At 60.2% G+C, this 23,918-nt stretch carries 21 protein-coding genes; 13 read left to right on the top strand and 8 right to left on the bottom strand.

The genetic code is table 11. The features are described from left to right. Positions 1 to 408 precede the first annotated feature (408 nt). Positions 409 to 1,488, top strand: a complete 1,080-nt coding sequence (locus GH657_RS08235; RefSeq protein ID WP_153100243.1) for a hypothetical protein — start codon at positions 409 to 411, stop codon at positions 1,486 to 1,488. Next, a complete protein-coding gene (locus GH657_RS08230) occupies positions 1,485 to 1,718 on the top strand; it encodes a hypothetical protein (protein WP_153100226.1) in 234 nt (77 codons plus the stop codon). Before GH657_RS08235 ends, GH657_RS08230 begins: the two co-directional genes overlap by 4 nt. 49 nt (positions 1,719 to 1,767) lie before the next feature. Here the strand turns inward: GH657_RS08230 and GH657_RS08225 are convergent, their stop codons facing one another. Further along, a complete protein-coding gene (locus GH657_RS08225) occupies positions 1,768 to 1,998 on the bottom strand; it encodes a SymE family type I addiction module toxin (RefSeq protein ID WP_153100225.1) in 231 nt (76 codons plus the stop codon). Positions 1,999 to 2,103: 105 nt separating this feature from the next. Beyond that, positions 2,104 to 2,496 carry a helix-turn-helix domain-containing protein gene (locus GH657_RS08220; RefSeq protein ID WP_153100224.1) on the bottom strand — a complete coding sequence of 131 codons (393 nt, stop codon included), beginning with the start codon at positions 2,494 to 2,496 and terminating at the stop codon, positions 2,104 to 2,106. 103 nt (positions 2,497 to 2,599) lie between these two features. Between GH657_RS08220 and GH657_RS08215 the strand changes: the two genes are divergently transcribed. The 4 genes from GH657_RS08215 (at position 2,600) to GH657_RS08200 (ending at position 8,833) form a co-directional block, all read left to right on the top strand. Continuing rightward, the gene (locus tag GH657_RS08215; RefSeq protein ID WP_153100242.1) at positions 2,600 to 5,659 is read left to right on the top strand and encodes a CHC2 zinc finger domain-containing protein; all 3,060 of its coding nucleotides are present in this window, start codon (positions 2,600 to 2,602) and stop codon (positions 5,657 to 5,659) included. Beyond that, complete coding sequence (gene xerC / locus GH657_RS08210; RefSeq protein ID WP_153100241.1) at positions 5,659 to 6,720, top strand: site-specific tyrosine recombinase XerC; 1,062 nt, start codon at positions 5,659 to 5,661, stop codon at positions 6,718 to 6,720. The genes GH657_RS08215 and xerC (GH657_RS08210) overlap by 1 nt, the downstream gene beginning before the upstream one ends. Before the next feature lie 941 nt (positions 6,721 to 7,661). After that, the gene (locus GH657_RS08205; protein ID WP_153100239.1) at positions 7,662 to 8,549 is read left to right on the top strand and encodes a hypothetical protein; all 888 of its coding nucleotides are present in this window, start codon (positions 7,662 to 7,664) and stop codon (positions 8,547 to 8,549) included. Continuing rightward, on the top strand, positions 8,546 to 8,833 hold the full coding sequence (locus tag GH657_RS08200; RefSeq protein ID WP_153100238.1) for a hypothetical protein: 288 nt from the start codon (positions 8,546 to 8,548) through the stop codon (positions 8,831 to 8,833). Before GH657_RS08205 ends, GH657_RS08200 begins: the two co-directional genes overlap by 4 nt. 45 nt (positions 8,834 to 8,878) lie before the next feature. Here GH657_RS08200 and GH657_RS08195 read toward each other — a convergent pair whose 3' ends face one another. Both GH657_RS08195 and GH657_RS08190 read right to left on the bottom strand, forming a co-directional pair. Then, a complete protein-coding gene (locus tag GH657_RS08195) occupies positions 8,879 to 9,118 on the bottom strand; it encodes a SymE family type I addiction module toxin (protein ID WP_153100237.1) in 240 nt (79 codons plus the stop codon). Between the two features lie 100 nt (positions 9,119 to 9,218). Next, a complete protein-coding gene (locus GH657_RS08190) occupies positions 9,219 to 9,740 on the bottom strand; it encodes a helix-turn-helix domain-containing protein (RefSeq protein ID WP_220094838.1) in 522 nt (173 codons plus the stop codon). On the opposite strand from GH657_RS08190, the gene GH657_RS08185 reads away from it, so the two are divergent. The 4 genes from GH657_RS08185 to GH657_RS08170 all read left to right on the top strand — a co-directional run bounded on the left by GH657_RS08185 (position 9,739) and on the right by GH657_RS08170 (position 16,033). Then, complete coding sequence (locus GH657_RS08185) at positions 9,739 to 12,837, top strand: CHC2 zinc finger domain-containing protein (protein WP_153100240.1); 3,099 nt, start codon at positions 9,739 to 9,741, stop codon at positions 12,835 to 12,837. The genes GH657_RS08190 and GH657_RS08185 overlap by 2 nt on opposite strands. 2 nt (positions 12,838 to 12,839) lie before the next feature. Next, positions 12,840 to 13,901 (top strand): site-specific tyrosine recombinase XerC, encoded by a 1,062-nt coding sequence (xerC, locus tag GH657_RS08180; RefSeq protein ID WP_153100228.1) that lies wholly within the window; start codon positions 12,840 to 12,842, stop codon positions 13,899 to 13,901. 960 nt (positions 13,902 to 14,861) lie between these two features. Next, positions 14,862 to 15,749, top strand: a complete 888-nt coding sequence (locus GH657_RS08175; RefSeq protein WP_153100239.1) for a hypothetical protein — start codon at positions 14,862 to 14,864, stop codon at positions 15,747 to 15,749. Continuing rightward, positions 15,746 to 16,033, top strand: coding sequence for a hypothetical protein (locus GH657_RS08170; RefSeq protein ID WP_153100238.1), 288 nt, complete (start codon positions 15,746 to 15,748; stop codon positions 16,031 to 16,033). Before GH657_RS08175 ends, GH657_RS08170 begins: the two co-directional genes overlap by 4 nt. Before the next feature lie 45 nt (positions 16,034 to 16,078). Here GH657_RS08170 and GH657_RS08165 read toward each other — a convergent pair whose 3' ends face one another. Together GH657_RS08165 and GH657_RS08160 are read right to left on the bottom strand one after the other, a co-directional pair. Further along, positions 16,079 to 16,318 carry a SymE family type I addiction module toxin gene (locus tag GH657_RS08165; protein ID WP_153100237.1) on the bottom strand — a complete coding sequence of 80 codons (240 nt, stop codon included), beginning with the start codon at positions 16,316 to 16,318 and terminating at the stop codon, positions 16,079 to 16,081. Positions 16,319 to 16,418: 100 nt separating this feature from the next. After that, the gene (locus GH657_RS08160; RefSeq protein ID WP_220094838.1) at positions 16,419 to 16,940 is read right to left on the bottom strand and encodes a helix-turn-helix domain-containing protein; all 522 of its coding nucleotides are present in this window, start codon (positions 16,938 to 16,940) and stop codon (positions 16,419 to 16,421) included. Between GH657_RS08160 and GH657_RS08155 the strand changes: the two genes are divergently transcribed. The 3 genes from GH657_RS08155 (at position 16,939) to GH657_RS08145 (ending at position 22,897) form a co-directional block, all read left to right on the top strand. After that, positions 16,939 to 20,037: a CHC2 zinc finger domain-containing protein gene (locus GH657_RS08155; RefSeq protein ID WP_153100236.1), complete on the top strand. Its 3,099-nt coding sequence runs from the start codon at positions 16,939 to 16,941 to the stop codon at positions 20,035 to 20,037. The genes GH657_RS08160 and GH657_RS08155 overlap by 2 nt on opposite strands. Positions 20,038 to 20,039: 2 nt before the next feature. Then, the gene (gene xerC / locus GH657_RS08150; RefSeq protein ID WP_153100235.1) at positions 20,040 to 21,092 is read left to right on the top strand and encodes a site-specific tyrosine recombinase XerC; all 1,053 of its coding nucleotides are present in this window, start codon (positions 20,040 to 20,042) and stop codon (positions 21,090 to 21,092) included. A gap of 959 nt (positions 21,093 to 22,051) precedes the next feature. Next, positions 22,052 to 22,897, top strand: coding sequence for a hypothetical protein (locus GH657_RS08145; protein WP_174769910.1), 846 nt, complete (start codon positions 22,052 to 22,054; stop codon positions 22,895 to 22,897). A gap of 168 nt (positions 22,898 to 23,065) precedes the next feature. Here the strand turns inward: GH657_RS08145 and GH657_RS08140 are convergent, their stop codons facing one another. Continuing rightward, a complete protein-coding gene (locus GH657_RS08140; protein WP_153100234.1) occupies positions 23,066 to 23,386 on the bottom strand; it encodes a hypothetical protein in 321 nt (106 codons plus the stop codon). Between the two features lie 92 nt (positions 23,387 to 23,478). After that, on the bottom strand, positions 23,479 to 23,868 hold the full coding sequence (locus GH657_RS08135) for a helix-turn-helix domain-containing protein (protein ID WP_153100230.1): 390 nt from the start codon (positions 23,866 to 23,868) through the stop codon (positions 23,479 to 23,481). Positions 23,869 to 23,918 lie beyond the last annotated feature (50 nt).

The following is a 23,918-nucleotide window of genomic DNA, read 5'->3' as shown; positions in this document are numbered from 1 at the left end:
TCAAAACCCAACGTCAAAAACCAGAAACGCACTGCATGCGCTGCAAGCCACACTGACGGCTTGCACCGCATTGCCCAGCGTGGCACACCCTCCTCCGTCAAGGCTTCCCTTCGGCGCGCTGCGCGCGGCCCTGACGGGTTTCAGCGTGGTGGTGTGCAGGCGCCAGACCAGAACCCAGGGCCAGGGCATGGCTCTTCGCATGTCTCTTCTTTAGCCCGCCATGGGGCGGTGGCTCGCTCCTGGCGTGTGAGGCTGGCGACGGCCCGGTTCCGCCTGGTTTGCCGTCGCCCTGCGGACGCCGCCAAACCACGCGGCTCCAGTGACTTCGACATGCTAACGAGCGCTCCCCAAAAATGACGCCTCTGGCAAACTCGCTTCTTTAGCGCAAAACCGCGTCGGGGCAAAAAAATGCTGGCAACGGACAGCGTCGGGCAAAAACGTACTGCAAGTGACTGTTGCGTCAGGGAAAAAACCCTACCGGCAACCGCAGGCGTGTCGGGGTGCCGTGTTCGCTTTAACAGACAACTTCATCCGGAAGAAAAGAAGTGGATCAGCGAGAAAGAAGCGGCGTATGCGAAGAAATATAGTTTGACGGCGGAGCAGGCGCATAACGAACTAACCACGCAGGCTAACCTGCAGGTACAGAACGGTTCGCCCGGGACCTGGAACGAGCGTGCCAGCGCATTCCTGGGCCAGGCACATGGAATGCTTGCGGCCGATGGCAAGAGCGGACCGGGCTACATGTTCTATGCCACGCCGGAACAGAAGGCGAATGTCGACATGTATGCGAAGTACTACGCTGGCGGGACCGGGGCAAACCGGCCCTCACAATCGCAAATCGGCGCGAGTGTGAGCCGGGAGCAGGCGTACCGCGATGCCTTCAGGACCGGCACCCTGGTGGCCGCTGGAGGAGCGGCGACTGTCGCCACTGGCGGTGTCATTGCAGCCTTGCCGGGTGCGCCAATCTTTAGTTCAGGTGGAGCGCTGGGAACTGGAGCCCTGGCATCACCGGTGGGAACCGGGGCAATCAGCGCGGGAATCAATGCGGGTGCGCAGTATTACCAGAACGGGACGGTCAATCCCATTGACGTGGCCATTGCTGCGATATCGGGCGGTGCTGGCGCGTACGGTGGGCTGGGATGGAACGTGTTCGTGAATGGCGTAGGTGGTGCGACTGGCACAGCGATCAATAATGCGGTGTACGGCAGAAATGACAGCATCATAGGTTCAGGTATTACGAGCGGTGCTCTGTCTGCGATCGGTTACACAACCGGTAAGGCCGCTGAATCGTGGATTAACTCCTCCCTCCGGCCAACTATAAACAACGCCAATGGGTGGGCTACAAGTGGTGTTTGGTCAGGAAGCGGATGGAACCTAATTCAGCCAAACGCAATGGGAGTGATCGGCGGTTCCATTGGCGGCGGCATCACACAAGAAGCTGTAACACCGATAGTGCCCACCCCCTCCATTGGGGGAAGCAAGAAATGAGTCGTTGGGTTATTGCGTTTGTAGGTGCATGGGGAATCTGCCTTGCCGGAATGTATGTCGCATGGCTGGCTGGGTTAACCTTGAATTGCCTGTTTGCCACAGGATGCTTCGAGCAATTGAGCATTAATAGCCTGGTTGCAGCAGTGAATCTAAAAAGCGTCTTTGCAAGAGGCACCCTTCTTGCCATTGCCTTTATTGTGATTGCCTGGATTAGTCGTCGAAGACAATAACAAACAGCAAACCCAGCCTTCGCGCTGGGTTTGCTGTTTGTGGAGTATTTCAATCTGGCGTGATGACGAGCCTGCCGTGCTGGACCTGGATTCTCACACGCTGTCCGGGCGGGAAGCCGGCCTGTTCAAGCCACATGCCAGCGATGCGCAGCCACGGAAAAAACCTTGGTGTTCGCCAGGGCCTGCCGGGTTTCGGTGAGGGTCGCCAGCGCATGATCTCCTGGACGGTAGCGTGCCGCTCGGGATGAGCGTGCAATGCTTTAAGATTGGCGTCAGCCATAGTCAACTCCTTCGGTGAGTTGGTGATGGTCAGCGGTCGGTGAATGCTCGTAACACTCACTGGCCGCGCTTCGTTTACATCACTGTGTCTTCCTTCATTAGCTGCCTATCGTCGGCGGCTCATAACCTTCTGGACCTGCGTCTTCCTCACGAAGCTGTCGATCACCAGGATCAACGCCTGTTGCTCGGCATCGGGCAGGCTATCCACCTGTTGATAGAGAGTCAGTAACTCTTGATTGTGAATCTTGGGTTCGGCCGGTGCGGGTGTTCGTCCGGCCAGTTCATCCAGTGTGACCTGCAAAATATCGGCGATCCGTACCACGGTATCGAACTGTGGTGTAGCAAGGCCGCGTTCCCAGCGGTTATACACACGCGGGTTGATTTCCAGCAGTTCAGCCAATCGCGCCTGGGTGATCTGTCTTGCGGAGCGCAGCAGTCTGAGTCGTTCGGCAAAGACGGACATATCAAAGCATCCCAACGAAAAAAGAGATGCATTCATTCTAAGTACCCCCTTCTGCCCGGCTTGCCATTTATACACTATACAGTGTATCGTTAACTCTATCAATTAGAGTATTGACAGGTTTTTAGCCGAAGGACGATTCATGCCCCGTATTCCGCAAGCCGAGCTGGACAGACTGAAGCGCGAAGTGTCGCTGCTGCGGCTGGTCGAGTCGCAGGGCCATAAGCTGAAGAAGAGCGGGAAAGACTGGGTCATGCGCTGCGTGTTCCATGAAGAGGACACGCCGAGCCTGTCGGTGTCGGAGGCGAAGAACGTGTACCACTGCTTCGGCTGTGGCGCCTCGGGCACGGTGCTGGACTGGGTCATGCGTACGCAGGGCGTATCGCTGCCGCATGCGGTGCAGTTACTGCGTAACGATGCGCCGCTGGCTGCGGCCGACAAGGTTGGGGTCAAGCTGAGTTTTACGCGCCCTCTGGCCTCCCTGGCGGCGGACGCCGATGAACAGGTTCTGCTGGGCCAGGTGGCGGATACGTATCACGAGAGCCTGAAGCAGAGTCCGGAGGCACAGGCGTATCTGGCGCAACGCGGCCTGGTGCATGGCGAGGTAGTCGGCACGTTCCGTCTGGGGTATGCCAACAAGAGCCTGACATACCGCCTGCCACCGGGGTATTCGAAGGAAGGCCGTGAGGTGCGCGCGAAGCTGCAACGCGTTGGGGTGTACCGCGAGTCGGGCCATGAACATCTGAATGGCTGCCTGGTGGTGCCGGTGATGGACCTTGAGACCGGTGCTGTCAGGCAGATGTACGGGCGACGGATCGCACCGGGACACAAGATCCCGGCGGGCCAGCCAAAGCATCTGTACCTGTCGCTGCCGCTTGCCGGTGTGTGGAATGAGGCGGCGCTGGTGGCCAGCCGCGAGGTAATCGTATGCGAGGCGCTCATCGATGCGCTGACGTTCTGGTGTGCGGGGTATCGCAATGTGATTGCCGCATATGGAGTGAATGGATTTACGCAGGACCACTGGAACGCACTGAAACGGCACGGTACGGAACAGGTATGGATCGCATACGACCGGGACGATGCGGGCAACGCCGCAGCGGAGAAGCTTGCGACTGAACTGCATGAGGCAGGGATCGGGACATGGCGCGTGCTGTTCCCGAAGGGCATGGACGCGAACGACTACGCAAGGAAAGTAGCTCCTGCGACCAGCGGAAGTCCCTGTGGGATGGAGAAGAGCCTTGGGGTGCTGTTGCAGCAGGCGGAATGGACTGGCAAGGGCAAACGCTCCGGTGTAACGGCGCAGGTTGAACCGGTGCCGGTTGATGACGTGAAGGACGTTAAACCGCCCTCTTCCCTGGCCGCTGTTGCTGCGGCTGAGGCTGCGGTGACGCCAGTCACGGCGATGGCGGCTAAAGAGGAGGTGCAGCCCGCGCCAGCGGACGATCCCGACGTGAAGCAGACGGAAGGCGGCGAACTGCTGTTCACATTGGGGGAACGGGTGTGGCGCATCCGCGGCTGGCAGAAGAACCTCGGGCCGGAACAGATGCGGGTGAATGCGCAGGTACGGCGCGGCGATGCGTACCACGTCGATACGCTCGACATGTACAGCGCGAAGGCCCGCGCGGTGTATCTGAAAACAGCGGCCATCGAACTCGGTACACAGGAAGACACCCTGAAGCGCGACCTTGGGCGAATCCTGCTGAAGCTGGAGACGCTACAGGATGAGGCGATCCGGGCGACGCTCGCGCCAAAGGAAAGCGGCGTGCAGATGGATGCGCTGGAGCATGCAGCCGCGCTCGACTGGCTCAGGGCACCGAAGCTGATCGCGCGGCTCGAAGCCGACATGGCGCGCTGCGGCGTGGTGGGCGAAGGCGCGAACCTGCTGGCGGGGTATCTGGCAGCGGTCTCCAGAAAACTCGATGCGCCCCTGGCGGTGCTGATCCAGAGTTCGAGCGCGGCAGGCAAGAGTTCGCTGATGGATGCGGTGCTGGACCTGATGCCGCAGGAGGAACGCATCCAGTACAGCGCGATGACGGGACAGAGCCTGTTCTACCTGGGCGAGACGGATTTGCAGCACCGGATCCTGGCGATTGCCGAAGAGGAAGGCGTAAGACAGGCCGCGTATGCACTGAAGCTGCTGCAGTCGGATGGCGAGCTGACGATAGCGAGCACGGGCAAGGACGAGGCGACGGGCAACCTCGTGACGAAGCAGTACACGGTGAAGGGTCCGGTGATGCTGATGCTCACGACCACCGCAATTGATGTGGATGAGGAACTGCTGAACCGGTGCCTGGTGCTGACGATTAATGAGAGCCGCGAGCAGACGCGCGAGATTCACGCGCGGCAGCGGGTGAAACAAACGCTGGAGGGGTTGCTGGCGGAGACGGACCGGCAGCACATTATTGGGCTGCACCGCAATGCGCAAAGGCTGCTGAAGAATGTGCACGTGGTGAATCCGTTCGCGGAGCAGCTGACGTTCATGGATGACAGGACGCGGATGCGGCGCGATCACATGAAGTACCTGACGCTGATCCGCTCGATTGCCCTGCTGCACCAGTACCAGAGGCCGCATCAGACGGTAACGCACCGGGGCGAGGCGCTGACGTACATCGAGGTGACGAAGGACGATATTGCGCTGGCCAACCGGATTGCCCATGAGGTGCTGGGCAGGACGCTCGATGAGCTGCCACCGCAGACAAGGCGGCTGCTGAAGATGGTGTACACGATGGTGGGCGAGCTTGGCGAGCGCGATCATGTGAAGCGGCGTGAGGTGCGCTTTACGCGGCGCGACATCAGGGAGTACACGCGCTGGAGTGATGGGCAACTGAAAATCCACTGCACGCGGCTGGCCGACCTTGAATACCTGCTGGTCCGGGGCGGCAGCCGTGGGCACCTGCTGCAATACGAGCTGATGTATGACGGCGCGAACGATGACGAGCCGAGGCTGGCGGGACTGGTTGAGGTTGAAGAACTCGACAGTGATGAACGCAAGTCAGGGTTCGGAGAACGCAAGTTACCCTCAAGTCAGGGTCAAGCCAGCCCCAAGTCAGGGCCAGGTCAGGGTTGCTCAACCGGGCCCAAAACCATGCCTGTCAAGGAAGAGCGGGAATCTGGCGCGGCAAGTGGCGAAAACGCACTGTTCCGGGAAAAAACTTCTTCTCCAGCCTGCGTTGTTGATACCCGCGTTATTGAGGGGCCGTGATGCACAAGAAGACAACCCCGCGCGCCCCGCTGCCCGTGATTGGCCCGGCCGATGATCCCCAAAGCCTGTACCACCAGATACGCCCGTTCCTCGAATGGATGCGCGTGCGCAACTACAGCGAAGGCACGGTGGAACACCGCGAGATACACCTGCGTGGATTTATAGCGTGGTGCGACGAGCGCGGCGTCACACGTCCGCAGGAAGTGACGCGCCCGATCCTTGAGCGCTACCAGCGCTACCTGTTCCTGTACCGCAAGAAGGATGGCCAGGCGCTCTCGGGACGCAGCCAGCACATGCGGCTGGTGCCGGTGAAGCTGTGGTTCCGGTGGCTGGTGCGGCAGAACCGGATCCTCTCCAATCCGGCAGCGGACATCGACATGCCGAGGATGGAGAAGCGGCTGCCCAGGCACATCCTGAGTGAGGAGGAAGCCGAGCGGATCCTGAATGTGCCGGATGTGACGAGCAGCATCGGTATCCGGGACCGGGCCATTCTCGAGACGTTCTACAGCACGGGGGTCCGGCGTGCGGAGCTGGTGGGCCTGCATGTGCATGACGTGGACATGGATCGCGGCACGGTGATGGTGCGCCAGGGCAAGGGCGCGCGGGACCGGCTGATTCCGATAGGAGACAGGGCGCTGGCGTGGATCAGGAAGTACCTCGATGAGGTCAGGCCGCAACTGTCGCTGGCTGACGATGAGGGGGTGCTGTTCCTGGCGCTGACGGGCGATTCGATCGGCCTGCGCAGCATGGGGCAACTGGTGTCGGACTACATCAAGTGCTCAGGGGTGAACAAGAGCGGCTCGTGTCACCTGTTCCGGCACACGATGGCCACGCTGATGCTGGAGAACGGGGCCGATGTGAGGTTCGTGCAGGTGATGCTGGGGCATGCGCAACTGACGAGCACGCAGGTGTATACGCAGGTGGCGATCCGGGCGCTCAAGGAGATTCATACGGCCACGCATCCGGCACGGCTGGAGCGGGTGGAGCAGCGTGCAGAAATAGAAGGGCTGAAGCCGGGGCGGCTCCTGCAGCGCGTGTATGGCAAGACAGAAGCCCAATAGAATCCACCGGGGCCTACGCCCCGCTGACCCCTGGAATAGAAAAGTGCCGGGCCGGAACGGCCCGGATCGGAGAGGAAAGGGTTCGTGCGGTGCCTACGCACCGTGAATGTCCTGGAATTAAAAAGTGTGGGCCGGGGCGGCCCAGCCGGGTAACGAATGGATTCGTGCGGGGCATGCGCCCCGACAGTGTCCTGGAATGAGAAAGTGCGGCCTGCGGCCGGAGGCCAACGAGGGGGGCCGGGGGTAAATAGCCTGCCGTGCCCCTTCGGGTCCCGTCAGTCTATTTAACATAACGCGAAAGGCAATTATCAACGTTTGCCGGGCCGCCACGGCACGAATCCATCCGGGTGTGGCGGCCCGGCAAACGTTGATAATTCGCGTTATGTCACTGGCCCCCGGCCCCCCGGATCGGGCGCTGCGCGCATGAGTAAAGTCAGGGGCCGCGAAGCGGCCATGAGTGGAACTGGGCCCCGCCCGGCCCTGCCCGTCCGCCCCCACGGGGCTCCCTGTCCTGCCGCTGCTGCGCAGCGGAAATCAAATTCCAACGTCAAAACCAGAAACGCACTGCATGCGCTGCAAGCCACACTGACGGCTTGCACCGCATTGCCCAGCGTGGCACACCCTCCTCCGTCAAGGCTTCCCTTCGGCGCGCTTCGCGCGGCCCTGACGGGTTCTAGCGTGGCGGTGTGCAGGCGCCAGGCCAGAACCCTGGGCCAGGGCATGGCTCTTCGCATGTCTCTTCTTTAGCCCGCCATGGGGCGGTGGCCAGCTCCTGGCGTGTGAGGCTGGCGACGGCCATGTTCCGCCTGGTTTGCCGTCGCCCTGCGGACGCCGCCAAACCAGGCGGCTCCAGTGACTTCGACATGCTAACCAGCGCTCCCCAAAAATGACGCCTCTGGCAAACTCGCTTCTTTAGCGCAAAACCGCGTCGGGGCAAAAAAATGCTGGCAACGGACAGCGTCGGGCAAAAACGTGTTGCAAGTGACTGTTGCGTCAGGGAAAAAACCTTACCGGCAACGGCGGGCGTGTCGGGGTGCCGTGTCCGCTTTAACCGGCAAATTCATCCCGAGGAGAGAAGCGCAATAGAAAAGAAGGCAGGCAAGGACAAGGCCGAAGAGGAACGGCTGACAAAAGCGGCATGTCTTGCGGTGAAATGCTGGGCGGAATTCAAGCCGGGCAGCGACGAATACAACAGGAACTATGTCAGCCAGGTTGAGGCATCACAGTTGCAGCCGGAAATCGACTGGGTGAACCGGCAGAAGGAAGCGGGACTGTTCAATTACACGCCGGGGCAGAAAATCGGCGATGCGGTGAAGAGTGATCCGGTGGGAGTGGCAAAGGACACGGCCAAAGTAGTGGTTGGTGGAATAACGGCAAAAACTGGGCTGGGACTTTGTACGACTGGGCTGGGATGTGCTGCTGGTATTCCGGCGGCAGCCTTTGGCGTGAGCGATATGACTGAAGGTGCGGATGGTTTGTATAACCGTTATAACGGGATTAATTCATCTGGAGTAAACCCATTGCGCAAGGGATTTAATGAAGCTTTGCCAGCAGGCTGGGGAAATGTTGCATATGATGGATTGAATTTTATAACTTCGATTGGAGCGCTTTATGCGCCGGTTCCGCTCAAGATAGGCACTGCCGATGGTTTGAACCGGCCGAATTCTATATTCGATGTAACGGTTCCGCAGTTTAATAACAACAAGCTAATTCCATTTGTAAACAAGGCACTTCCATACGGGACGAATCAGGGGATATTACTGTTCGGGGTAGGGGCTAAGGGGGTAACGGTCATCAATGATATTCGCCACACTGGAGATCAGAAATGAAAGTGAACTGGCGACGTCTGTATGCAGTTACCCAGATAATTGGTGTTGTTGGCGGAATATCAATTGGAGGCGCTGGATTTTATTCCGTTATTATTATTGGATTATGCAGAAAGGTAATTGGCTTGGGTGATAGCATTTCTGTATTTGCTATCGGCCTTCCATTTTTTATTATTCTGCTGCTGATATTTATAAAACATTTACCGAAGCCATTACGCAAGGCGGGAATGCTAAGCGACGAACCCGAGAAATTCGGTCCCTGGTTCAAACAGGACCCGAAACCCTGAAACAATGAACCCGGCCTGTGCCGGGTTCCTTGTTTGTAGCGGAGGTCAAATTGGCGTGATGACAAGCCTGCCATCCTGCACTTCGATTCTGACGCGCTGATGGGGCGAGAATCCTGCGAGTTCGAGCCAGCGCCCGGCGATCCTGATCCATGGGTAGGAGGCAGGCTCACTGTAGCGTGAGGGAGAGTAGAGCAATGTGGAAAGGGAGCGATAGCGGCGAGACTGCTGAACGGTCGCGCTGCGTTCTGGGTGGTGAAGAGATGGTTTAAGATCGGCATCAGCCATGGCGAGCTCCTGTAGTGAGCTGGTTGTGGTTAGCGGGTGGTGAGTGTTTCAGCACTCACCACCCGCGCTTCGTTTACGGCGTCATTTTTATCTGCCTGTCCTAGCGGCCTCGCCGCTTCACATCGGGTTCAGATGCTGGTGTGAGTGGAGCCAGTTGAGTCCAGCGTTTGGCGTCATGCATGTGGAGAACACTGGCGATCACGGTTTCGATGGCTTCACGCTCCTTGGGATCGAGTTTGGAGACGGCCTCGAACTGAAGCTTGAGCCGCTCATCCGGACCACGCTCATTCTCTTCAAAAAGTAGCGTATCGGCGCTAACGCTGAGAGCAAGGGCGATGCGCCGGAAGACTTCGATGGTTGGCTGGGAAGTACCTGCTTCATAACGCTTGAACTGTGAAACGTGCATGCCGATCTTGTCTGCCATTTGCTGCTGGGTCAGGCCAGATTCCTTGCGGAAAGAAGCGAGGCGTTGGGGAAAGCTCATGGATAAGCCGAAGAATTGGATGTAGACCATGAGTGTAAGAACCCCCTTCAGTAAGACCTGCATCAATGTAGCATAGTAAAAACAATAAATGTACATTACTATGCTACTTGACAGGTTTTTAGCCGAAGGACGATTCATGCCCCGTATTCCCGATGCTGAACTGGACAGACTGAAGCGCGAGGTCTCGCTGCTGCGCCTGATCGAGTCACAGGGCCATAAGCTCAAAAAGCGCGGCCGCGACTGGGTCATGCGCTGCGTGTTCCATGAGGAGGACACGCCGAGCCTGTCGGTGTCGGAGGCGAAGAACGTGTACCACTGCTTCGGCTGTGGCGCCTCGGGCACGGTGCTGGACTGGGTCATGCGCACGCAGGGCGTATCGCTGCCGCACGCGGTGCAGTTACTGCGTAACGATGCGCCGCTGGCTGCGGCGGACAAGGTGGGCGTGAAGCTGAGTTTTACGCGCCCCCTGGCTTCCCTGGCGGCGGACGCCGATGAACAGGTACTGCTGGGCCAGGTGGCGGATACGTATCACGAGAGCCTGAAGCAGAGTCCGGAGGCGCAGGCGTATCTGGCGCAGCGCGGCCTGGTGCATGGCGAGGTAGTCGGCACGTTCCGCCTGGGGTATGCCAACAAGAGCCTGACATACCGCCTGCCGCCGGGGTATTCGAAGGAAGGCCGTGAGGTGCGCGCGAAGCTGCAACGCGTTGGGGTGTACCGCGAGTCGGGCCATGAACACCTGAACGGCTGCCTGGTGGTGCCGGTGATGGACCTTGAGACCGGTGCTGTCAGGCAGATGTACGGGCGACGGATCGCGCCGGGACACAAGATCCCGGCGGGCCAGCCGAAGCATCTGTACCTGTCGCTACCGCTTGCCGGTGTGTGGAATGAGGCGGCGCTGGTGGCCAGCCGCGAGGTGATCGTGTGCGAGGCGCTCATTGATGCGCTGACGTTCTGGTGTGCCGGGTACCGCAATGTGATCGCCGCATATGGAGTGAACGGGTTCACGCAGGACCACTGGAACGCGCTGAAACGGCACGGCACTGGGCAGGTGTGGATCGCATACGACCGGGACGATGCAGGCAACGCTGCGGCGGAGAAGCTGGCGACTGAACTGCATGAGGCAGGGATCGGGACATGGCGCGTGCTGTTCCCGAAGGGCATGGATGCGAACGACTACGCCAGGAAGGTTGAGCCAGCGACCAGCGGAAGTCCCTGTGGGACGGAGAAGAGCCTTGGGGTGCTGTTGCAGCAGGCGGAATGGACTGGCAAGGGCCGGAGGCCAACTGCTGAAGTGGCTGAAGCGGTACGGGCTGGCGAACCGCCCTCCTCTTCGCTGCGCGGCGAATCCCGCGGGATAGCGGCCATCACCGGACTGGACGCACCACCCGCACACACCGCAGTGGAAGCGGCTAAAGGAGAAGCGGAAAAATCGCAAGGCGCACCTGCGCCGCAGCCAGCAGACACGCTGGATGTGAAGGAAAGCGCGAGCGGCGAACTGCTGTTCACATTGGGGGAACGGGTCTGGCGCATCCGCGGCTGGCAGAAGAACCTGGGCCCGGAGCAGATGCGGGTGAACGCGCAGGTACGGCGCGGCGATGCGTACCACGTCGATACGCTCGACGTGTACAGCGCGAAGGCACGGGGTTTGTACCTGAAGAGCGCAGCGGTTGAGCTCGGTACACAGGAAGACACGCTCAAGCGCGATCTTGGGCGAATCCTGCTGAAGCTGGAGACGCTACAGGACGAGGCGATCCGGGCGACGCTCGCGCCAAAGGAAAGCGGCGTGCAGATGGACGCGCTGGAGCATGCAGCCGCGCTCGACTGGCTCAGGGCACCGGAGCTGATCGCGCGACTCGAAGCCGACATGGCGCGCTGCGGCGTGGTGGGCGAAGGCGCGAACCTGCTGGCGGGATATCTGGCGGCGGTCTCCAGAAAACTCGATGCGCCCCTGGCGGTACTGATCCAGAGTTCGAGCGCGGCGGGCAAGTCCTCCCTGATGGATGCGGTGCTGGACCTGATGCCGCAGGAGGAACGCATCCAGTACAGCGCGATGACGGGACAGAGCCTGTTCTACCTGGGCGAGACGGATTTACAGCACCGGATTCTGGCGATTGCCGAGGAGGAAGGCGTGAGGCAGGCCGCGTATGCACTGAAGCTGCTGCAGTCGGATGGCGAGCTGACGATAGCGAGCACGGGCAAGGACGAGGCGACAGGCAACCTGGTAACCAGGCAGTACACGGTGAAGGGTCCGGTGATGCTGATGCTCACGACCACCGCGATTGATGTGGATGAGGAGCTGCTGAACCGGTGCCTGGTGCTGACGATCAACGAGAGCCGCGAGCAGACGCGCGAGATTCACGCGCGGCAGCGGGTGAAGCAGACGCTGGAGGGCTTGCTCGCGGAGACGGACCGGCAGCACATTATTGGGCTGCACCGCAATGCGCAAAGGCTGCTGAAGAACGTGCACGTGGTGAATCCGTTTGCGGAGCAGCTGACGTTCATGGATGACAGGACGCGGATGCGGCGTGATCACATGAAGTACCTGACGCTGATCCGCTCGATTGCCCTGCTGCACCAGTACCAGAGGCCGCATCAGACGGTGACGCACCGGGGCGAGGCGTTGACGTACATCGAGGTGACGAAGGACGATATCGCGCTGGCCAACCGGATTGCCCATGAGGTGCTGGGACGCACGCTCGATGAGCTGCCGCCGCAGACACGGCGACTGCTGAAGATGGTGTACACGATGGTGGGCGAGCTTGGCGAGCGCGATCATGTGAAGCGGCGTGAGGTGCGCTTTACGCGGCGCGACATCAGGGAGTACACGCGCTGGAGTGACAACCAGTTGAAGGTGCACTGCATGCGGCTGGTAGAGCTGGAGTATCTGCTGGTGCGCGGCGGCAGCCGTGGCCACCTGCTGCAATACGAACTGATGTACGACGGCGCGAACGATAACGAGCCGAGGCTGGCGGGGCTGATTGAGGTCGAAGAGCTTGATTTACTCGACAACGATGCACGCAAGTTGGAACAGAAGGCAAGCAAGTTGCCCCCAGGTTGCCCCCATGATGGGCCCATGTTGGACCCGGAGAACTCGCCTCAAAACCATATGGATAAAGGCGTAGAGGGTTCGCAAGTTGGAGTCGGTGAAAACGCACTGTTCCGGGAAAAAACTTCTTCTCCAGCCCGCGTTGTTGATACCCGCATTGTTGAGTCCCCGATGAACGGAGAGGCATAGCGATGCACAAGAAGACAACCCCGCGCGCCCCGCTGCCCGTGATTGGCCCGGTAGATGATCCCCAAAGCCTGTACCACCAGATGCGCCCGTTCCTCGAATGGATGCGCGTGCGCAACTACAGCGAAGGCACGGTGGAACACCGCGAGATACACCTGCGCGGGTTCATTGCGTGGTGCGACGAGCGCGGCGTCACACGCCCGCAGGAAGTGACCCGCCCGATCCTGGAGCGCTACCAGCGCTACCTGTTCCTGTACCGCAAGAAGGATGGCCAGGCACTCTCGGGGCGCAGCCAGCACATGCGGCTGGTGCCGGTGAAGCTGTGGTTCCGGTGGCTGGTGCGGCAGAACCGGATTCTCTCGAACCCGGCAGCGGACATCGACATGCCGAGGATGGAGAAGCGGCTGCCGAAGCACATCCTGAGTGAGGAGGAAGCCGAGCGGATCCTGAATGTGCCGGATGTGACGAGCAGCATCGGTATCCGGGACCGGGCCATTCTCGAGACGTTCTACAGCACGGGGGTCCGGCGTGCCGAGCTGGTGGGCCTGCATGTGCATGACGTGGACATGGATCGTGGCACGGTGATGGTGCGCCAGGGCAAGGGCGCGCGGGACCGGCTGATTCCGATAGGAGACAGGGCGCTGGCGTGGATCAGGAAGTACCTCGATGAGGTCAGGCCGCAACTGTCGCTGGCTGACGATGAGGGGGTGCTGTTCCTGGCGCTGACGGGCGATTCGATCGGCCTGCGCAGCATGGGGCAACTGGTGTCGGACTACATCAAGTGTTCAGGGGTGAACAAGAGTGGCTCGTGTCACCTGTTCCGGCACACGATGGCCACGCTGATGCTGGAGAACGGGGCCGATGTGAGGTTCGTGCAGGTGATGCTGGGGCATGCGCAGTTGACGAGCACGCAGGTGTATACGCAGGTGGCGATCCGGGCGCTCAAAGAGATTCATACGGCCACGCATCCGGCGCGGCTGGAGCGGGTGGAGCAGCGTGCAGAAATAGAAGAGCTGAAGCCGGGGCGGCTCCTGCAGCGCGTGTATGGCAAGACAGGGGGCCAATAGAAGACAAAAGCCCAATAGAATCCACCGGGGCCTACGCCCCGCTTACCCCTGGAATAGAAAAGTGCCGGGCCGGAACGGCCCGGATCGGGGAGGAAGGGATTCGTGCGGTGCCTACGCACCGTGAGTGTCCTGGAATTAAAAAGTGTGGGCCGGGGCGGCCCAGCCGGGTAACGAATGGATTCGCGCGGGGCATGCGCCCCGACAGTGTCCTGGAATGAGAAAGTGCGGCCTGCGGCCGGAGGCCAACGAGGGGGGGCCGGGGGTAAATAGCCTGCCGTGCCCCTTCGGGTCCCGTCAGTCTATTTAACATAACGCGAAAGGCAATTATCAACGTTTGCCGGGCCGCCACGGCACGAATCCATCCGGGTGTGGCGGCCCGGCAAACGTTGATAATTCGCGTTATGTCACTGGCCCCCGGCCCCCCGGATCGGGCGCTGCGCGCATGAGTAAAGTCAGGGGCCGCGAAGCGGCCATGAGTGGAACTGGGCCCCGCCCGGCCCTGCCCGTCCGCCCCCACGGGGCTCCCTGTCCTGCCGCTGCTGCGCAGCGGAAATCAAATTCCAACGTCAAAACCAGAAACGCACTGCATGCGCTGCAAGCCACACTGACGGCTTGCACCGCATTGCCCAGCGTGGCACACCCTCCTCCGTCAAGGCTTCCCTTCGGCGCGCTTCGCGCGGCCCTGACGGGTTCTAGCGTGGCGGTGTGCAGGCGCCAGGCCAGAACCCTGGGCCAGGGCATGGCTCTTCGCATGTCTCTTCTTTAGCCCGCCATGGGGCGGTGGCCAGCTCCTGGCGTGTGAGGCTGGCGACGGCCATGTTCCGCCTGGTTTGCCGTCGCCCTGCGGACGCCGCCAAACCAGGCGGCTCCAGTGACTTCGACATGCTAACCAGCGCTCCCCAAAAATGACGCCTCTGGCAAACTCGCTTCTTTAGCGCAAAACCGCGTCGGGGCAAAAAAATGCTGGCAACGGACAGCGTCGGGCAAAAACGTGTTGCAAGTGACTGTTGCGTCAGGGAAAAAACCTTACCGGCAACGGCGGGCGTGTCGGGGTGCCGTGTCCGCTTTAACCGGCAAATTCATCCCGAGGAGAGAAGCGCAATAGAAAAGAAGGCAGGCAAGGACAAGGCCGAAGAGGAACGGCTGACAAAAGCGGCATGTCTTGCGGTGAAATGCTGGGCGGAATTCAAGCCGGGCAGCGACGAATACAACAGGAACTATGTCAGCCAGGTTGAGGCATCACAGTTGCAGCCGGAAATCGACTGGGTGAACCGGCAGAAGGAAGCGGGACTGTTCAATTACACGCCGGGGCAGAAAATCGGCGATGCGGTGAAGAGTGATCCGGTGGGAGTGGCAAAGGACACGGCCAAAGTAGTGGTTGGTGGAATAACGGCAAAAACTGGGCTGGGACTTTGTACGACTGGGCTGGGATGTGCTGCTGGTATTCCGGCGGCAGCCTTTGGCGTGAGCGATATGACTGAAGGTGCGGATGGTTTGTATAACCGTTATAACGGGATTAATTCATCTGGAGTAAACCCATTGCGCAAGGGATTTAATGAAGCTTTGCCAGCAGGCTGGGGAAATGTTGCATATGATGGATTGAATTTTATAACTTCGATTGGAGCGCTTTATGCGCCGGTTCCGCTCAAGATAGGCACTGCCGATGGTTTGAACCGGCCGAATTCTATATTCGATGTAACGGTTCCGCAGTTTAATAACAACAAGCTAATTCCATTTGTAAACAAGGCACTTCCATACGGGACGAATCAGGGGATATTACTGTTCGGGGTAGGGGCTAAGGGGGTAACGGTCATCAATGATATTCGCCACACTGGAGATCAGAAATGAAAGTGAACTGGCGACGTCTGTATGCAGTTACCCAGATAATTGGTGTTGTTGGCGGAATATCAATTGGAGGCGCTGGATTTTATTCCGTTATTATTATTGGATTATGCAGAAAGGTAATTGGCTTGGGTGATAGCATTTCTGTATTTGCTATCGGCCTTCCATTTTTTATTATTCTGCTGCTGATATTTATAAAACATTTACCGAAGCCATTACGCAAGGCGGGAATGCTAAGCGACGAACCCGAGAAATTCGGTCCCTGGTTCAAACAGGACCCGAAACCCTGAAACAATGAACCCGGCCTGTGCCGGGTTCCTTGTTTGTAGCGGAGGTCAAATTGGCGTGATGACAAGCCTGCCATCCTGCACTTCGATTCTGACGCGCTGATGGGGCGAGAATCCTGCGAGTTCGAGCCAGCGCCCGGCGATCCTGATCCATGGGTAGGAGGCAGGCTCACTGTAGCGTGAGGGAGAGTAGAGCAATGTGGAAAGGGAGCGATAGCGGCGAGACTGCTGAACGGTCGCGCTGCGTTCTGGGTGGTGAAGAGATGGTTTAAGATCGGCATCAGCCATGGCGAGCTCCTGTAGTGAGCTGGTTGTGGTTAGCGGGTGGTGAGTGTTTCAGCACTCACCACCCGCGCTTCGTTTACGGCGTCATTTTTATCTGCCTGTCCTAGCGGCCTCGCCGCTTCACATCGGGTTCAGATGCTGGTGTGAGTGGAGCCAGTTGAGTCCAGCGTTTGGCGTCATGCATGTGGAGAACACTGGCGATCACGGTTTCGATGGCTTCACGCTCCTTGGGATCGAGTTTGGAGACGGCCTCGAACTGAAGCTTGAGCCGCTCATCCGGACCACGCTCATTCTCTTCAAAAAGTAGCGTATCGGCGCTAACGCTGAGAGCAAGGGCGATGCGCCGGAAGACTTCGATGGTTGGCTGGGAAGTACCTGCTTCATAACGCTTGAACTGTGAAACGTGCATGCCGATCTTGTCTGCCATTTGCTGCTGGGTCAGGCCAGATTCCTTGCGGAAAGAAGCGAGGCGTTGGGGAAAGCTCATGGATAAGCCGAAGAATTGGATGTAGACCATGAGTGTAAGAACCCCCTTCAGTAAGACCTGCATCAATGTAGCATAGTAAAAACAATAAATGTACATTACTATGCTACTTGACAGGTTTTTAGCCGAAGGACGATTCATGCCCCGTATTCCCGATGCTGAACTGGACAGACTGAAGCGCGAGGTCTCGCTGCTGCGCCTGATCGAGTCACAGGGCCATAAGCTCAAAAAGCGCGGCCGCGACTGGGTCATGCGCTGCGTGTTCCATGAGGAGGACACGCCGAGCCTGTCGGTGTCGGAGGCGAAGAACGTGTACCACTGCTTCGGCTGTGGCGCCTCGGGCACGGTGCTGGACTGGGTCATGCGCACGCAGGGCGTATCGCTGCCGCACGCGGTGCAGTTACTGCGTAACGATGCGCCGCTGGCTGCGGCGGACAAGGTGGGCGTGAAGCTGAGTTTTACGCGCCCCCTGGCTTCCCTGGCGGCGGACGCCGATGAACAGGTACTGCTGGGCCAGGTGGCGGATACGTATCACGAGAGCCTGAAGCAGAGTCCGGAGGCGCAGGCGTATCTGGCGCAGCGCGGCCTGGTGCATGGCGAGGTAGTCGGCACGTTCCGCCTGGGGTATGCCAACAAGAGCCTGACATACCGCCTGCCGCCGGGGTATTCGAAGGAAGGCCGTGAGGTGCGCGCGAAGCTGCAACGCGTTGGGGTGTACCGCGAGTCGGGCCATGAACACCTGAACGGCTGCCTGGTGGTGCCGGTGATGGACCTTGAGACCGGTGCTGTCAGGCAGATGTACGGGCGACGGATCGCGCCGGGACACAAGATCCCGGCGGGCCAGCCGAAGCATCTGTACCTGTCGCTACCGCTTGCCGGTGTGTGGAATGAGGCGGCGCTGGTGGCCAGCCGCGAGGTGATCGTGTGCGAGGCGCTCATTGATGCGCTGACGTTCTGGTGTGCCGGGTACCGCAATGTGATCGCCGCATATGGAGTGAACGGGTTCACGCAGGACCACTGGAACGCGCTGAAACGGCACGGCACTGGGCAGGTGTGGATCGCATACGACCGGGACGATGCAGGCAACGCTGCGGCGGAGAAGCTGGCGACTGAACTGCATGAGGCAGGGATCGGGACATGGCGCGTGCTGTTCCCGAAGGGCATGGATGCGAACGACTACGCCAGGAAGGTTGAGCCAGCGACCAGCGGAAGTCCCTGTGGGACGGAGAAGAGCCTTGGGGTGCTGTTGCAGCAGGCGGAATGGACTGGCAAGGGCCGGAGGCCAACTGCTGAAGTGGCTGAAGCGGTACGGGCTGGCGAACCGCCCTCCTCTTCGCTGCGCGGCGAATCCCGCGGGATAGCGGCCATCACCGGACTGGACGCACCACCCGCACACACCGCAGTGGAAGCGGCTAAAGGAGAAGCGGAAAAATCGCAAGGCGCACCTGCGCCGCAGCCAGCAGACACGCTGGATGTGAAGGAAAGCGCGAGCGGCGAACTGCTGTTCACATTGGGGGAACGGGTCTGGCGCATCCGCGGCTGGCAGAAGAACCTGGGCCCGGAGCAGATGCGGGTGAACGCGCAGGTACGGCGCGGCGATGCGTACCACGTCGATACGCTCGACGTGTACAGCGCGAAGGCACGGGGTTTGTACCTGAAGAGCGCAGCGGTTGAGCTCGGTACACAGGAAGACACGCTCAAGCGCGATCTTGGGCGAATCCTGCTGAAGCTGGAGACGCTACAGGACGAGGCGATCCGGGCGACGCTCGCGCCAAAGGAAAGCGGCGTGCAGATGGACGCGCTGGAGCATGCAGCCGCGCTCGACTGGCTCAGGGCACCGGAGCTGATCGCGCGACTCGAAGCCGACATGGCGCGCTGCGGCGTGGTGGGCGAAGGCGCGAACCTGCTGGCGGGATATCTGGCGGCGGTCTCCAGAAAACTCGATGCGCCCCTGGCGGTACTGATCCAGAGTTCGAGCGCGGCGGGCAAGTCCTCCCTGATGGATGCGGTGCTGGACCTGATGCCGCAGGAGGAACGCATCCAGTACAGCGCGATGACGGGACAGAGCCTGTTCTACCTGGGCGAGACGGATTTACAGCACCGGATTCTGGCGATTGCCGAGGAGGAAGGCGTGAGGCAGGCCGCGTATGCACTGAAGCTGCTGCAGTCGGATGGCGAGCTGACGATAGCGAGCACGGGCAAGGACGAGGCGACGGGCAACCTGGTAACCAGGCAGTACACGGTGAAGGGTCCGGTGATGCTGATGCTCACGACCACCGCAATTGATGTGGATGAGGAACTGCTGAACCGGTGCCTGGTGCTGACGATTAATGAGAGCCGCGAGCAGACGCGCGAGATTCACGCGCGGCAGCGGGTGAAACAAACGCTGGAGGGGTTGCTGGCGGAGACGGACCGGCAGCACATTATTGGGCTGCACCGCAATGCGCAAAGGCTGCTGAAGAATGTGCACGTGGTGAATCCGTTCGCGGAGCAGCTGACGTTCATGGATGACAGGACGCGGATGCGGCGCGATCACATGAAGTACCTGACGCTGATCCGCTCGATTGCCCTGCTGCACCAGTACCAGAGGCCGCATCAGACGGTAACGCACCGGGGCGAGGCGCTGACGTACATCGAGGTGACGAAGGACGATATCGCGCTGGCCAACCGGATTGCCCATGAGGTGCTGGGCAGGACGCTCGATGAACTGCCGCCGCAGACACGGCGGCTGCTGAAGATGGTGTACACGATGGTGGGCGAGCTTGGCGAGCGCGATCATGTGAAGCGGCGTGAGGTGCGCTTTACGCGGCGCGACATCAGGGAGTACACGCGCTGGAGTGACAACCAGTTGAAGGTGCACTGCATGCGGCTGGTGGAGCTGGAATATCTGCTGGTGCGCGGTGGCAGCCGTGGCCACCTGCTGCAATACGAACTGATGTACGACGGCGCGAACGATGACGAGCCGAGGCTGGCGGGGCTGATTGAGGTCGAAGAGCTTGATTTACTCGACAACGATGCACGCAAGTTGGAACAGAAGGCAAGCAAGTTGCCCCCAGGTTGCCCCCATGATGGGCCCATGTTGGACCCGGAGAACTCGCCTCAAAACCATATGGATAAAGGCGTAGAGGGTTCGCAAGTTGGAGTCGGTGAAAACGCACTGTTCCGGGAAAAAACTTCTTCTCCAGCCCGCGTTGTTGATACCCGCATTGTTGAGTCCCCGATGAACGGAGAGGCATAGCGATGCACAAGAAGACAACCCCGCGCGCCCCGCTGCCCGTGATTGGCCCGGCCGATGATCCCCAAAGCCTGTACCACCAGATGCGCCCGTTCCTCGAATGGATGCGCGTGCGCAACTACAGCGAAGGCACGGTGGAACACCGCGAGATACACCTGCGCGGGTTCATTGCGTGGTGCGACGAGCGCGGCGTGACGCGGCCGCAGGAAGTGACGCGCCCGATCCTGGAGCGCTACCAGCGCTACCTGTTCCTGTACCGCAAGAAGGATGGCCAGGCACTCTCGGGGCGCAGCCAGCACATGCGGCTGGTGCCGGTGAAGCTGTGGTTCCGGTGGCTGGTGCGGCAGAACCGGATTCTCTCGAACCCGGCAGCGGACATCGACATGCCCAGGATGGAGAAGCGGCTGCCGAAGCACATCCTGAGTGAGGAGGAAGCCGAGCGGATCCTGAATGTGCCGGATGTGACGAGCAGCATCGGTATCCGGGACCGGGCCATTCTCGAGACGTTCTACAGCACGGGGGTCCGGCGTGCGGAGCTGGTGGGCCTGCATGTGCATGACGTGGACATGGATCGTGGCACGGTGATGGTGCGCCAGGGCAAGGGCGCGCGGGACCGGCTGATTCCGATAGGAGACAGGGCGCTGGCGTGGATCAGGAAGTACCTCGATGAGGTCAGGCCGCAACTGTCGCTGGCTGACGATGAGGGGGTGCTGTTCCTGGCGCTGACGGGCGATTCGATCGGTCTGCGCAGCATGGGGCAACTGGTGTCGGACTACATCAAGTGCTCAGGGGTGAACAAGAGCGGCTCGTGTCACCTGTTCCGGCACACGATGGCCACGCTGATGCTGGAGAACGGGGCCGATGTGAGGTTCGTGCAGGTGATGCTCGGGCATGCGCAGTTGACGAGCACGCAGGTGTATACGCAGGTGGCGATCCGGGCGCTCAAGGAGATTCATACGGCCACGCATCCGGCGCGGCTTGAGCGGCGTGCAGAAATAGAAGATGTCAAGCCGGGGCGGCTCCTGCAGCGCGTGTATGGCAAGACAGGGGGCCAATAGAAGACAGAAGCCCAATAGAATCCACCGGGGCCTACGCCCCGCTGACCCCTGGAATAGAAAAGTGCCGGGCCGGAACGGCCCGGATCGGGGAGGAAAGGGTTCGTGCGGTGCCTACGCACCGTGAATGTCCTGGAATTAAAAAGTGTGGGCCGGGGCGGCCCAGCCGGGTAACGAATGGATTCGTGCGGGGCATGCGCCCCGACAGTGTCCTGGAATGAGAAAGTGCGGCCTGCGGCCGGAGGCCAACGAGGGGGGCCGGGGGTAAATAGCCTGCCGTGCCCCTGCGGGTCCCGTCAGTCTATTTAACATAACGCGAAAGGCAATTATCAACGTTTGCCGGGCCGCCACGGCACGAATCCATCCGGGTGTGGCGGCCCGGCAAACGTTGATAATTCGCGTTATGTCACTGGCCCCCGGCCCCCCGGATCGGGCGCTGCGCGCATGAGTAAAGTCAGGGGCCGCGAAGCGGCCATGAGTGGAACTGGGCCCCGCCCGGCCCTGCCCGTCCGCCCCCACGGGGCTCCCTGTCCTGCCGCTGCTGCGCAGCGGAAATCAAATTCCAACGTCAAAACCAGAAACGCACTGCATGCGCTGCAAGCCACACTGACGGCTTGCACCGCATTGCCCAGCGTGGCACACCCTCCTCCGTCAAGGCTTCCCTTCGGCGCGCTTCGCGCGGCCCTGACGGGTTCTAGCGTGGCGGTGTGCAGGCGCCAGGCCAGAACCCTGGGCCAGGGCATGGCTCTTCGCATGTCTCTTCTTTAGCCCGCCATGGGGCGGTGGCCAGCTCCTGGCGTGTGAGGCTGGCGACGGCCATGTTCCGCCTGGTTTGCCGTCGCCCTGCGGACGCCGCCAAACCAGGCGGCTCCAGTGACTTCGACATGCTAACCAGCGCTCCCCAAAAATGACGCCTCTGGCAAACTCGCTTCTTTAGCGCAAAACCGCGTCGGGGCAAAAAAATGCTGGCAACGGACAGCGTCGGGCAAAAACGTGTTGCAAGTGACTGTTGCGTCAGGGAAAAAACCTTACCGGCAACGGCGGGCGTGTCGGGGTGCCGTGTCCGCTTTAACCGGCAAATTCATGAGGATCGCAAGGCGAAAGAACAGACGCTGGCAAAAAAACTGGCCAACGAAAGCGGTGGCAGGTACACCGAGCAGGACATCGAAAACCAGATGGCGCGGATGGACCTGACGGTGAATGGCCAGACTGAGCCGGGAGGTGTTCGGGTGGCCACCGGCGCCCAGCCGCAGGATGGAACCGGGTGGCAGTCCTATGGCGTGAACAAGGCTGGGCAGCAGGTCTGGGCCCAGAGCCTGGGGCCGGGCGATCCTGATGTGCAGGCGTATATCGCTAAAGGCGCACAGGGTAGCGGGCTGTCATACCAGCCAACTACCACTGGCTCGAATCCGGGCTTGATCCGCGCCCCGGACTTTGTGAACTTCCAGGTCGATTACTTTGTGGGCAGTGCGTGGGGGACGTTTACGCGGGATGGGAATGCGTTCTTTGGTTATGGCGTGAATATGGCATTACCAAATACGGTGAATGCTGCTGTAAGTGCTCAATTGGGGTGGTTAAACCAAAGAACCGTTAGACCTGGGCAGACGAATGACTTTCTATCGGGGTATGCCGGAAGCGGAACTGCCGCATTCGGTGCTGTGGGCGGAGGACTTGTGTATTCCCCAGGGAATGGAAGTGCGATTACTGTTGGTGTGGGCGCTGGTACGAATTTAGGGAAGGCAACCAATCCGGCGACAACTGGAATGGGATATACAGTGGATCAAGGTAAAACAGGAATCAAATGGTAAGCATGATGAGTTTCCCCGGACAAGTACCCCAAACACGTATACAGAAGATCCTCTGGTGGAGTGTTTTCACAGCCATCATGGGTTTCATCGTGTACGTGCTTATTAAAAACATCTTCTTTAGCTAATGCAGGCCACGGTACCCCCAGCACAAAGGCTGGGGGGTACCGTTCATTTGCCTTTGCGCCTGGCGCGCCGTTGCAGCATGTCCGCAGCTTCAGCCGGGTTCATGTAGTGGCCCGCGATGCGGTAGTCATGATCAGGCGAGATAGAAATGCAGCCGCCACGGTGATCGGCGCAGAACAAAACCTGCTGCCCAGGCATAAAGCCCAGCCGTTCGAGCAGATCATCGGCGATCTGCATCCATGGAAAGGCGGCCCGTTTGCCGTGTTCTTCCGTGTGGCGCGTAGCAGGTACCTGCTCAAGCGCAACAGAAAGACAGGTGACGTGTTCCTTGCGTGTACGACGTGGTTTAAGATCGGCATCAGCCATGGCGAGCTCCTGTGTTGAGCTGGTTGTGGTCAGCGGGCGGTGAGTGTTAGCGCACTCATCGCCCGCGCTTCGTTTACGTCAGGAAAACTGCCCTACTGCCGGGTCTGGGCCAGCACGGTATCGAGCATTTGTGAGACGAACTGCTGCCGGGCCTTGGGCAAATGCTCAATCGCCTCGATCTGCTGGCGCAGGCGTGAGGTCGGCCCGCGCCTGCCTGCCCGCCGTGCCACCTGGGTGCCCATCAGTTCATCCATTGAAAGGGTGAGCAACTGCGCCAGGGCTGGCAGCATGGAAGCAGGCAGGCGGGCACGGGCGACCTCGTAATGGGCCAGCGTCTGCTGCGGGATGCCCAGCTGTTCAGCCAGTTGCTGCTGCGTCAGGCCATGCTCTTTCCTGGCCTGTGCGATGCGGGAGCCCAGCGCCCTAAAAAATTCTTCGTCTCTGGCATTCATGGCATGGGTGAGTAGTGGAAACCGAGCCATGAAGATACCCCTGAGTTGATGTAACGCACTTGACTCTACTCATTTTATGA

The sequence above is a fragment of the Paraburkholderia hayleyella genome (genome assembly GCF_009455685.1).
Lineage (GTDB): Bacteria > Pseudomonadota > Gammaproteobacteria > Burkholderiales > Burkholderiaceae > Paraburkholderia > Paraburkholderia hayleyella.
Note: the sequence above shows the minus strand (reverse complement) of the source record. Positions and strands in the feature narration are given on the sequence as shown.

Bases quoted from the DNA above. Each gene is read 5' to 3' on its own strand.
- GH657_RS08235 (WP_153100243.1), top strand. From the start codon at position 409: ATGCTGGCAACGGACAGCGTCGGGCAAAAACGTACTGCAAGTGACTGT.
- GH657_RS08230 (WP_153100226.1), top strand. From the start codon at position 1,485: ATGAGTCGTTGGGTTATTGCGTTTGTAGGTGCATGGGGAATCTGCCTT.
- GH657_RS08225 (WP_153100225.1), bottom strand. From the start codon at position 1,998: ATGGCTGACGCCAATCTTAAAGCATTGCACGCTCATCCCGAGCGGCAC.
- GH657_RS08220 (WP_153100224.1), bottom strand. From the start codon at position 2,496: ATGAATGCATCTCTTTTTTCGTTGGGATGCTTTGATATGTCCGTCTTT.
- GH657_RS08215 (WP_153100242.1), top strand. From the start codon at position 2,600: ATGCCCCGTATTCCGCAAGCCGAGCTGGACAGACTGAAGCGCGAAGTG.
- xerC (WP_153100241.1), top strand. From the start codon at position 5,659: ATGCACAAGAAGACAACCCCGCGCGCCCCGCTGCCCGTGATTGGCCCG.
- GH657_RS08205 (WP_153100239.1), top strand. From the start codon at position 7,662: ATGCTGGCAACGGACAGCGTCGGGCAAAAACGTGTTGCAAGTGACTGT.
- GH657_RS08200 (WP_153100238.1), top strand. From the start codon at position 8,546: ATGAAAGTGAACTGGCGACGTCTGTATGCAGTTACCCAGATAATTGGT.
- GH657_RS08195 (WP_153100237.1), bottom strand. From the start codon at position 9,118: ATGGCTGATGCCGATCTTAAACCATCTCTTCACCACCCAGAACGCAGC.
- GH657_RS08185 (WP_153100240.1), top strand. From the start codon at position 9,739: ATGCCCCGTATTCCCGATGCTGAACTGGACAGACTGAAGCGCGAGGTC.
- GH657_RS08190 (WP_220094838.1), bottom strand. From the start codon at position 9,740: ATGAATCGTCCTTCGGCTAAAAACCTGTCAAGTAGCATAGTAATGTAC.
- xerC (WP_153100228.1), top strand. From the start codon at position 12,840: ATGCACAAGAAGACAACCCCGCGCGCCCCGCTGCCCGTGATTGGCCCG.
- GH657_RS08175 (WP_153100239.1), top strand. From the start codon at position 14,862: ATGCTGGCAACGGACAGCGTCGGGCAAAAACGTGTTGCAAGTGACTGT.
- GH657_RS08170 (WP_153100238.1), top strand. From the start codon at position 15,746: ATGAAAGTGAACTGGCGACGTCTGTATGCAGTTACCCAGATAATTGGT.
- GH657_RS08165 (WP_153100237.1), bottom strand. From the start codon at position 16,318: ATGGCTGATGCCGATCTTAAACCATCTCTTCACCACCCAGAACGCAGC.
- GH657_RS08155 (WP_153100236.1), top strand. From the start codon at position 16,939: ATGCCCCGTATTCCCGATGCTGAACTGGACAGACTGAAGCGCGAGGTC.
- GH657_RS08160 (WP_220094838.1), bottom strand. From the start codon at position 16,940: ATGAATCGTCCTTCGGCTAAAAACCTGTCAAGTAGCATAGTAATGTAC.
- xerC (WP_153100235.1), top strand. From the start codon at position 20,040: ATGCACAAGAAGACAACCCCGCGCGCCCCGCTGCCCGTGATTGGCCCG.
- GH657_RS08145 (WP_174769910.1), top strand. From the start codon at position 22,052: ATGCTGGCAACGGACAGCGTCGGGCAAAAACGTGTTGCAAGTGACTGT.
- GH657_RS08140 (WP_153100234.1), bottom strand. From the start codon at position 23,386: ATGGCTGATGCCGATCTTAAACCACGTCGTACACGCAAGGAACACGTC.
- GH657_RS08135 (WP_153100230.1), bottom strand. From the start codon at position 23,868: ATGGCTCGGTTTCCACTACTCACCCATGCCATGAATGCCAGAGACGAA.